We start from the raw sequence: 10,960 nt of genomic DNA on the forward strand, positions 1-10,960 counted from the left end.
CGCGCATGACGCTGGAAAGCGAAAACCGTGGCGACGCACTGCCTGACCTCGAGGACTACGACTACCCCGGCCGCTTTGTCGACCGTGACCGGGGCAAGCACCTCGCCAAGCGAGCGCTGGAGCGTCATCGCAGCGACTACCAGTTGGTCGAAGGCAAGAGCGATCAGCCGTTGCTGGTCAGTGGCCATTTCCTGGCCATGACCCAACACCCCAAGACCAAATGGAACGACCTGTGGCTGCTCACCGAAATCCTGCACGAAGGCAAACAGCCGCAAGTGCTGGAAGAGTCGGTCACCAGCGACACCACTGACCTGAAGGATGACTTCCATCAGGGCTACCGCAACCGTTTCCAAGCCACCCCGTGGGACGTGCCGAACCGGCCGCCGCTGGACCATCCCAAGCCACGCATTCTCGGCAGCCAGAGCGCCGTGGTCACAGGCCCTCAGGGTGAAGAGATTCACTGCGATCAGTACGGCCGCGTCAAAGTGCAGTTTCATTGGGATCGCGAAGGCCAGGCCGACGACAAGACCAGTTGCTGGCTGCGGGTCTCATCCGCCTGGGCTGGCGCGATGTACGGTGGCATCGCCATTCCGCGTATCGGCATGGAAGTGCTGGTGACCTTCCTGGAAGGCGACCCCGATCAGCCGCTGATCACTGGCTGCCTGTACCACAAGGAAAATGTCGTTCCGTACGACCTGCCGGCAAACAAGACCCGTAGCACGTTCAAGACCCTCAGCTCACCGGGCGGCGGCGGTTATAACGAACTGCGCATCGAGGACCGCAAGGGACAGGAGCAGATCTACCTGCACGCCCAGCGCGACTGGGACGAGAACGTCGAGCACGACCAGAAGATCCGCGTCGGCAACGAGCGCCACGATACTGTCGAACAGAACAGTTACAGCGAATTCAAGGCCGAGGAACACCACACCGTCTACGCCGACCGCAAGGTCGAAGCCCGTGCCGACGATCACCTGACCGTGGCGGTCAATCAGCACGTGAAGATCGGCACAGGCCAGTTCATCGAAGCCGGTCAGGAAATCCACCTGAGCAGCGGCATGAAGGTCGTGCTTGAGGCCGGTAGCGAACTGACCCTTAAAGCGGGCGGCAGCTTCATCAAAATCGACGCCAGCGGCGTCACCCTGAGCGGTCCGGTGATCAACGTCAATACAGGCGGCAGTCCCGGCAGCGGCACTCCGTCAGCCCCGCTGATGCCGGGTCCGCTACAGCAGGCCGATGCCGACAAGGCCGGTGCGGTACTGACCCCGGCGCAGATCAACACCCTCAAACGCAATGCACCGTTCTGTGAAGAATGCGAGAAGTGCAAGGACGGTGCCTGTGCAATCTGACCGCCTCACGCCACGAGACTGGCTGACGCAACAACCGTTGCGCAAGAACGAACACCTGTACGTGGTCGTCAGCGCCGCCAGTGATGCCGACGCGCTTAAAACCCTGCACATGACTGAGCCAGACGCCGGATTTATCCCTCTCTGGGGCGGCACGCCTTATGACACCTGGCAACCGGTGATGCCCTACCTGAGCGAACTCAAGCCTCGATCAGCCTTCCTGACCTGGGTAGCTGAAACCGATGCCGAGGACTGGGGCTGGCTGGCCGTTTCAACGCATCCACCGCAGGTGGTATTCGAGCATCTCCGCAGCCTGACCCAAGTGAAGATGCCGGACGGGGCCGAGGTGTTTTTCCGGTTTTGGGATGGGCGGCATATTTATCCGATTCTGAGCGAACTCGGCGCAGAAGCGTCTGAGGTGGTTCCGGTTTTTGATCGTTATCTGATCAACGGACGAGCTTTGACAACCGGTCAGGGGGTCGTCGGTGATCCGATGCCGTTCCCTTGGTGGAGCGTGCCGGAGGCACTGATCAAAAAGCTTGCGGGCGACGACCCCAACACTGTCATCGACAACATGATGCAGTGGCTGCAAGAAAATGAAGCCGAACTGTACTTCTCGTTTCCCGAATCCAATCTGCGGCAGAAAGTGGCGCGTTTCGTAAAGCGTACCTCGCTCACGGAAGAAAACTATACCGGGCTCTTGAAAGCCCACTTGGAGAATGAGGTGACCGTATGAACATTTCCATGGGTTCTATCGTCGGCAACCTGACAGCCGAGCAACCCGATGCTCAGGTCATCATCAAGGATTTCAAGAAGTGCCTCGCGGACTACCGCAAACATGCCGAGGCCTGGTATGGCGGTATTCTGGATGCGGAACAGCAGTTTCAGGTAGGCGATGAAGTCGGCACCCAGGACAAGGACAGCAAGAGCAGCGCTGACCTGTATGCGACATGCCCGGCCAACGGCAAACTCAAGCTGGTGCACAGCTTCGAGTCCGCGCGTTTTGTACCGATCGGCAACACGCCTGTGCGACTTGTGCCTGTGGTCGACGGTTTATTCATGGGCAAGAATGAGGCTGGCGGTCCTATCAACGTGACCATTGGCCCCAGCGGCATCAAAGAAGTCACGGGGCTCAAGCCTAACCAGCAATACAAGATCACTTTTTTCCCCAACCCGACGCCCGCACAGATCGACAGCCTGTTCAACTCATACCAGGGTGTCATAGGTGAGCTTAGCGGCTGGCTGACCACCCAGTGGAGTACTGACTTTCTGCCGCTCTGGCAGGCGCATAGCAACGCGTCCATGACCGGGCGAGCCATGCAGCAGCTGGATTCGGCCTGGAAAGGTTTTCTCAAAGCAATCATGGGTTTGTGGGGGGATATAAAAAGTCTCTACAACCTGGTCGCCCATCCCCGGGAAAACTACGAAAAGCTGAAAAAGTTCTTCACCGAGGAAGAAATCAAACGCATCTACAACGCGTCCAAAGAAGCCATCCACACGGCGTTGCTGATTGCCAGCGACGAGCCGCTGATGTGGATCTATGTGGCTGCGATTGTAGCGTGGGTCAAGATGCTGCCGCCGCAGACCTGCACTGAAGTGCTCGCCGAACTAACCACCGAAGTGCTGATGAACATCTTGATCGGTGTCGTGCTGACCGGTGGTATCGGCCTGACTGTAAGGGTTGCCACCAAGGCACTCAAGGCGACGCAAAACAGCGGCAAAGTCATGGCGCTGATTGAAGACTTCACCTCAATGTTGATGAAGCTCAGCCGGAAAAACGCACAGGCTCACGCCGAAACCGCCAAGCCCCTGCTGCTGAATGCGGAGGCAAAGCTGAACCCTGCGCGCAAGACGGATGTCGCCATCGCGCCACCAAAACCGGCTGTCACGGCTACAGCTCCGAAGAAAAAACAGCCCATTTCCGGCACGGTGGAACCGGACGCGCAGGTTCAGGCACGGGGCAAGAAGAAGAACGCGACAAAGGTCGAACAGAAAGAGCACGTCGACGACGCACCTGCACAGTCGAAGAACCCGGCTGATCAACCTGCGCAGTGTGCCAATAATACATGCACAAATGGTGAGCCCGTTTCAATGGTCACGGGGGAGGAACTGTTAACGCTGACCGACGGAGAGTTGGATGGTTTGTTACGGCTGCCATGGACTCGCTTTTACCGAACCAGTGCAGTAGAAACTGATAATCGCTTGGGCTACGGCTGGAGCCACTCTCTTTCCCATCGCCTTCAACTGGACGATGAAGGAGTTCTGTGGACGGACAATGAGAACCGTCAAACCCGCTTTCCAATGCCCACCGAGCGACGCCCAGCCATAACCAATAGCTTGTCGAAATCGGCCATCTACCTCGGCGATACGCCAGGTGAGCTAGTCCTTAACCAAGCAGAACAAGGCGACCGCTTTTACCATTTTCGAGCAAACCGCCTGATAGCTGTCAGCGATGCTTATGGCAACCGGATACACATAAGCTATGACCTGGTTGACCGGGTTCAGCGCGTCGACAACGGTGCAGGGCGGGCCTTATTACTGCGCTATGAAGACCGTCATATTACAGCAGTGGATTATCAGCAACAGCGTTCAGAATATGATGATCGTGGTGAGCGACAAGACCCTTGGTTGACCATTCAGACGCTGGTTACCTATCAATACAACGAAAAAAACCAACTTCTGTCAGCGACCAATGCCGCCGGTGAGGTGGAGCATTATCGCTACAACGAACAGCACGTTATCCTTGAGCGACAGCTAGCGGGTGGTGCAAGTTTCTTTTGGGAATGGGAGCGTGAAGGCAAACTATCACGATGCGTTCGTCACTGGGCCAACTATGCGCAAATGGAAGCACGCTACATCTGGGACGATAAAGGCACCGTTACAGTTCTCAACACCGACGGCAGTGAGCAGGTCTACGTGCATGATGAGAATGCACGACTGATCAGTGAAACTGCGCCTGACGGCGCAGAAACGCAAAGAGCTTATGATGACGAAGGCCGCCTGATAGCGGAGAAAGACGCGCTCGGTGCTATCACCGAATATCATTACAACAATGCCGGACGCTTGATGTCCGTCGTACCAGCCGACGAAGAAGCAACGCACTACAATTACTTCGATGGTCAGCTCGTTGAGGTTCAACGCGGCGATGCGCGATGGAAATACGACCGCAATCGTCAAGGCGACATTACCGTCCAGATCGATCCGGACGGCAACGAAACCCATTACAGCTACGACCTGCACGGTCGCCTGCTGGAAATCCGTCACCCCGACGGCAGTCGCCACACGCTGGGCTGGAACGGCCTTGGCCAGTTGCTTGAAGAGCGCCTGCCTGATGGCGGTCAGCGCAAATACCGTTACGACGCCTTGGGTCGGCAGATCACCCGTCAGGAAGAAACCGGTGCCATCACCCATTACCAGTGGGACGCGGCCAACCGTCTGGCACAAATCACCCTGCCCGGCGGCGCCACCCGCGCGTTCACCTACAACGCCTATGGCAAAGTCACTGCCGAACGCGATGAGCTGGGCCGCATCACCCGCTATGAATATGCCGACAACCTGCATCTGGTCAGCCGCCGCATCAACCCGGATGGCAGCCAACTGCGTTATCGCTACGACAATGCCCGCCTGCTACTCACCGAGATCGAAAACGAGCGTGGCGAGCACTATCATCTCGACTACTACAGCAATGGCCTGATCCAGCGGGAAACCGGCTTCGATGGCCGCAGCACGGCCTATGAATACGACCTCAACGGCCAGCTGCTCAAGAAAACCGAGTTCGGCGACGACGGCAGCGAACTCGTCACCGAGTATCAGCGTGACAGCGCTGGCCGCCTGCTGGTCAAAACCCTGGCCGATGGCAGCACCATCCACTACCGCTACGACGCTCTCGGCCGCCTGGTCAGCGTCGACGACGGTCACTGGCCGCTCGCTTACGAATACGACCTGCAGGATCGCCTGATTACCGAGCATCAGGGCTGGGGCACCACGCGTTACGAGTACGACGCGCTTGGCCAGTTGAGCCATTGCCGCCTGCCTGACGGCAGCAAACTCGATTACCACCACCAGCGCGGCGGCCAGCTCGGCAGCATTGACCTCAACGGCTCGCGCCTGACCACACACCAGTTCAGCGCCGGTCGCGAGCAGCAACGCCAGCAGGGTCTGTTGCTCAGCCAGTATCAGTACGATGACCAGGGCCGCCTTCAGGCCCACAGTGTCAGCCAGCAGGACCGCAACCTGTTCCACCGCCACTACGCGTACGACGCCAATGGCAATCTGGCAGGCGTCAACGACAGTCGAAAAGGCAACCGCAGCTTCCACTACGACCCGCTGGATCGCCTGATCAGCGTGCGCGGCAGCACGCCGGAAAGCTTCGCCCATGACCCGGCCGGCAACCTGCTCGCCCAGAACGACCTACCCGTCGCCAACCTGGCCAACGTCAAAGGCAACCGCCTGCTCATGCAAGGCGACCGGCACTACGACTACGACGCCTACGGCAACCAGATCAGCGAGCGACGCGGCACCGGTCAGAAGCTTGTCACCGAATACCGCTACGACTGCCAGCACCGCCTGATCGGCGTCAGCCTGCCGGGCGGCAGTACCGCGTCCTACAAGTACGACGCTTTTGGCCGCCGCATCGAAAAGACCGTCGATGGCCACACCACCGAATTTCTGTGGCAAGGCGAGCGGCTCATAGCCGAAAGCGCAACCAACCGGTATCGCACCTACATCTACGAGCCGGGCACCTTCCGTCCCTTGGCAATGCTCGATGGCGAAGGTCCGCTGAAGGCCCAGCCGTTCTACTACCAGCTTGACCACCTCGGCACCCCACAGGAACTCACCGATTACAGCGGCGAGATCATGTGGTCGGCCAAATACCGAGCTTACGGCAACCTCGCCACCCTCGACATCGCCGAAATCGACAACCCGCTGCGCTTCCAGGGTCAGTACTTCGATGCCGAGACAGGCCTACACTACAACCGCCATCGCTATTACAATCCCGGCACTGGACGGTTCCTGACACCGGACCCGATCAAACTTGCGGGTGGGTTGAACAACTATCAGTATGTGCCTAACCCGACGGGATGGGTGGATCCGTTGGGATGGACATCAGGGAAAGGATCATGTCCCGGCTCATTGTCCTCATCTGAAAGCCCAGTTGGGACACCAACAAAAACTTCAAACAACCCTCTAAGTCCTTCGTTAGAAACAGACGCACATGGAAATGAAATCTATTATCGAACATTGAGCCCCGAACACTTAAATGAACTTAAAGCTAACGGTGAAATTCCGCCCACTAGTGAAACATTTATATCGCCATCACAAGCATACTCATCTGCATACAGTGGAAAACTTATAAGATTTACTACAAAGCCAGGAACCATGGAAGAGCTTAAGAAAATCGGAGTCACAGCCAATAGCGGAACTGCGCCATTATTCCCGGACATGGACCAGGCCAAAAAAGGCTGGAAGCTCTATAACGCTCTTTTCAAACTCGAGGGAAAAAGGAAGCCGCATATAAATAGTGGTAATGGCGTGGTCAACACTGGGCTAGGCAAGGGAGAAGCATTAAAGAGCTTTAACAAGAACATTATAAAATTCGAAGAGCTTTAATAAACCGGAGATCGTAAAATGAAAAAAATATATGACTTATCAGTAATGCTTGAAGAAAATCCTGAGTACGCAAAGAAAATCCAAGCATTGACCCTCAACGAAGCAAAACCTTTTTTAGGCCTAAAAGGCGTATTTGGACTTTTTGGTTCAACACAATGGTGGGACAATATAAAAAACAAAGTTACACCTCAAGAAGAAATCGAAGGAGTAATTACGAAGATCTATCGCACAGGACAAGACAACACTGAACAATACAACACGATAGAAATCTTGTGCGACAACAAAAAAACAGCTATAGAGGGTATGTACGCAAACAAGAAGAGTGACAAGGCTCTTTATAAACCCGGAGCAAAAATCAAAATAAAGTATGTTATTGAACCTTTAAAAGATCAGCCAGCATCGGACGGATCTCAAAACAATATAAAAACTGTTTTAGAGGTTTACTTAAGCACTCAACATTAAACCCTAAGACAAGATAATGAATCTGCGCCACACTGAGATCAAGCTTTACTGGCAGGCAACCTATAGATCAAGCTCAACAAAAAACCTCAGCCAAATACAACAATAACGCTACTTTAAAATCTTACCTCAAGGCTGTGATTTTATGGATTCGCGGATGTATTGAGCCCGGATCAATACATTGCACTCATCAGAAGCCTTTTTGCAAAATAAGATAATTCTTTCACCCTAATTCAGCATTGAATTACCGGCTCAAGCTCCCCGATTTCTCTGCTGCGAAATCTTTTAGGATCAACATCGGAACGGAAGTTTTTTCGAAAAAATATAAGGCATCAGGCAATGGCTGGGCAAGTAATAACACCGCTCGCGGTACATGAGCTCAAGCCGATCGAGGATCTGCTGCACATGTACGGTTAAGCGATTAAGGCGCTTCCCCCGTACTGATCCTCCTCCAGAGGCCCACGCTAAAATCGCCTCCATCACCAGCAGATAGAGGTATCCAAGCCTGCGGAAATAGCAATATGCTACCCGACACGAAGGAATCAAATTTCCGAGTCATGCTTATTCAATGGATGGAATTCAATGCATGCTGGACGTTAAAGCCCCCACCACTACTCTGCCTGAAGGCGCCTCCGCTGATTGTCGGATGCATGGCCCCGTCAGGCGTGATCAGCCCTTCCTTTCAGACTCAGATCAGGGTCGTGCCTGTCCTGATCTGTACGCGTCAAGAGCGTGCCATCCCGCTTTGCAACGATCAAAACGTTCTTTGCAGATGTCGGCAGCGGAAACTGGCTTTTTAACTATCCGGCCAATCCTGCCTGGGATGTCAGCACGCGATTGCTTGTCTGGCCATCCGCACACGATGCTGAAGATGATGGTCTGCTCACACGGACGTAGTACCTCGATATCAACACTCACCTCGTTATCGCTCAACGCAGAGTAAAGCCATGCGCGCCACCTCACTCCACCTGAAATTTCTGATCGCAATTCTGACCCTGTTGGGGATCGGGGTTACGGCCTATCAGATTGCCGTTCTCGGCATCCCGATGACTCAGAATGAAACCGATCATCTCTGGAACATTGATGCCAAGGTCGAGTTTCAGGCCAATGTCGGGGACGCGATCAAGGTTCAGATGTTCTTGCCTTCGCTGGCATCGGACTACGTAAACCTCAACGAAAGCTTCATTTCCAGGAACTATGGCGTGAGCGTCAATGTGGTGGACGGCAATCGCAAGGCGACCTGGTCATCGCGTCGGGCCAAAGGGACTCAGGAGCTGTATTACCGGCTGGTGCTGACCGAGCGATATCGTGGAGAGAAGCCCAAGGAAAAAGGACCGATCTATCGCGACAGTCTGCCGGTTGCGGGTGCAGAGAAAATCGCGGCAGAGGCTCTGGTGGCACCGATCCGCCGGCATTCCGCCGACGTCGAAACCTTCATGAGCGAGGCCATCAAGCGCGTCAACGATACGGGTAACGATGACGCGAGGTTCCTGCTGGCTGGCAATACGTCGGTAGAGAAAAAAGCGCAGATCACTGAGTTGCTGCTCTCACTCGCACATGTTCCGATGGAAAGAGTCCACACGATCCGGCTGGTAGCCGATCAGCCGCAAACGCCCGAACTCTGGCTGCGCAGTTTCAATGGCAAGAAGTGGCTGTACTTCAACCCGGACACAGGCCAGGCCGGGTTACCGGATGACAGGCTGTTGTGGTGGATCGGTAACGAAGACCTGATCACTGTCGATGGCGGAAAGAACGCAACGGTAAGCTTCAGCCTGAACAACAGCGAAATGAACGCCATGCAGTTGGCCAAGCTGGCGGACGCAAGCGCAGAAAAAAGTTTTCTGTCCTATTCGTTGTACGGTCTGCCGCTGGAGACTCAGAAAACATTCATGATCATGATTGTGATCCCGGTCGGCGTGCTGGTGATTTTGCTGCTGCGCAACCTGATCGGTCTTCAGACACTGGGCACGTTCACTCCCGTGCTCATCGCGCTGGCGTTCAGGGAAACCCAACTCGACGTTGGCATTCTGCTGTTCACGGGCATCACCGCATTGGGCCTGATGCTTCGCTCTTATCTTGAACACCTGAAACTGCAGATGCTGCCTCGCCTGTCCGTAGTGCTGACCTTCGTCGTGATATTGATTGCCGCGGTCAGTCTGCTCAGCCACAAGCTGGGGCTGGAGCGCGGGCTTTCGGTGGCTCTGTTTCCGATGGTGATTTTGACGATGACCATCGAGCGCCTGTCCATTACCTGGGAAGAAAGCGGCGGCGGGCACGCCCTGAAAGTCGCAATCGGCACCCTCTTCGCCGCGTCGCTGGCGCACATCATCATGAGCGTGCCGGAGCTGGTCTACTTCGTCTTTACCTTCCCGGCCGTGCTGCTGGTCCTGACCGGCTTTATGCTGGCGATGGGTCGCTATCGCGGCTATCGCCTGACAGAGCTGGTCGAGCTGAAAGCGTTCGTGGAGAGAAAAGCCTAATGACCGGCCTGTGGAAAATCCGCAAGGCCCTGAACGCATGGGGCATACCGGGCATCAATCGGCGCGATCTCGATTATGAGCTCACGTACAACAAGCGCAGGCTCAGCAAGCTGGCCGATGACAAGATCCTCACCAAGGAACGGGCGACGCAGGCGGGCCTTGAAGCGCCGCAGACCTATGGCGTCATTGCCATTGAAAGAGAGATCAGAAAGCTCGGCCAGATTGTCGACGGGCACAGTGACTTTGTCATCAAACCTGCCCGAGGCACGGGCGGAAAAGGCATTATGGTTATCACCGAACGCTTCGAAGACCGTTATCGAACGCTGTCCGGGCAGATCGTCACCCACGCGGACATTGAGGACCATGTTTCAGACATCCTCAGCGGAGCCTATTCGCGGGGCGACAAGGATCGTGCGCTGGTCGAGTATCGGGTTATTCCGGACGACGTCTTTCAAGGCTTCAGCGGTGACGGAGTTCCGGACATTCGCGTTACCGTGTTGATGGGCTACCCGGTGATGGCCATGCTGCGTATTCCCACGCGGCAATCGGCCGGCTGGACCAGTCGGCAACCGGACGCCATCGGTGTCGGGATCGACATCGCGTCTGGCATGACCTTGCGAGGTACCTGGCTCAAGGATATTGGAAAGCCTCTGGACAAGACTGATGTCATCGAAGGCTTCCGGCTGCCGGCCTGGAACGACTTCATGAAGCTTGCTGCCAGGTGCCACGAGCTTTGCGGGCTGGGTTACATCGAAGTGGACATGATGCTGGATCAAAATCTCGGGCCTCTGGTTATTGAAATCAACGCCCGACCCGACCTGAGTGCACAGATCGCCAACGAATGTGGCCTGGCCTATCGAGCCGAGGGTGTGGAGGCTCGCATCAGAGAACTGGCTCGAGGCGGCGCTGCTGATACTCCGGAGCAGCGAGTGCTTTTCGCACAGAAGTTTCTGGGGCAGATCAGCGGCAGTGTGCAACGTTAGAGGCCGGATATCGCCCCACGCTCCGTCCTGATCGTTATACACAAATCCGCCTCAACACTGATCGTGCCCATCGCTCCGCGTGGGC

General features: G+C 55.7%; 6 protein-coding genes. All 6 read left to right on the forward strand.

Annotation, left to right across the window (positions count from 1 at the left end):
* The coding region (gene tssI, locus QRN20_RS23045) for a type VI secretion system tip protein TssI/VgrG (protein WP_285361298.1) at window positions 1-1,346 on the forward strand (1,346 nt) is incomplete at its 5' end.
* Window positions 1,336-2,079, forward strand: a complete 744-nt coding sequence (locus QRN20_RS23050; RefSeq protein ID WP_122606322.1) for a DUF4123 domain-containing protein — start codon at window positions 1,336-1,338, stop codon at window positions 2,077-2,079. The genes tssI and QRN20_RS23050, both read left to right, overlap by 11 nt.
* Complete coding sequence (locus QRN20_RS23055; protein WP_122606324.1) at window positions 2,076-6,953, forward strand: RHS repeat-associated core domain-containing protein; 4,878 nt, start codon at window positions 2,076-2,078, stop codon at window positions 6,951-6,953. The genes QRN20_RS23050 and QRN20_RS23055 overlap by 4 nt, the downstream gene beginning before the upstream one ends.
* 18 nt (window positions 6,954-6,971) lie before the next feature.
* Window positions 6,972-7,415: an immunity protein RhsI2 family protein gene (locus QRN20_RS23060; RefSeq protein WP_122428919.1), complete on the forward strand. Its 444-nt coding sequence runs from the start codon at window positions 6,972-6,974 to the stop codon at window positions 7,413-7,415.
* 944 nt (window positions 7,416-8,359) lie between these two features.
* Window positions 8,360-9,892: an osmotic stress tolerance membrane protein RloB gene (gene rloB, locus QRN20_RS23065; protein WP_122418903.1), complete on the forward strand. Its 1,533-nt coding sequence runs from the start codon at window positions 8,360-8,362 to the stop codon at window positions 9,890-9,892.
* A complete protein-coding gene (locus QRN20_RS23070; RefSeq protein WP_122491023.1) occupies window positions 9,892-10,875 on the forward strand; it encodes an alpha-L-glutamate ligase-like protein in 984 nt (327 codons plus the stop codon). The genes rloB and QRN20_RS23070 overlap by 1 nt, the downstream gene beginning before the upstream one ends.
* Window positions 10,876-10,960: the final 85 nt, after the last annotated feature.

It is taken from the genome of Pseudomonas sp. fls2-241-TYG-175 (assembly GCF_030209155.1).
Lineage (GTDB): Bacteria > Pseudomonadota > Gammaproteobacteria > Pseudomonadales > Pseudomonadaceae > Aquipseudomonas > Aquipseudomonas viridiflava.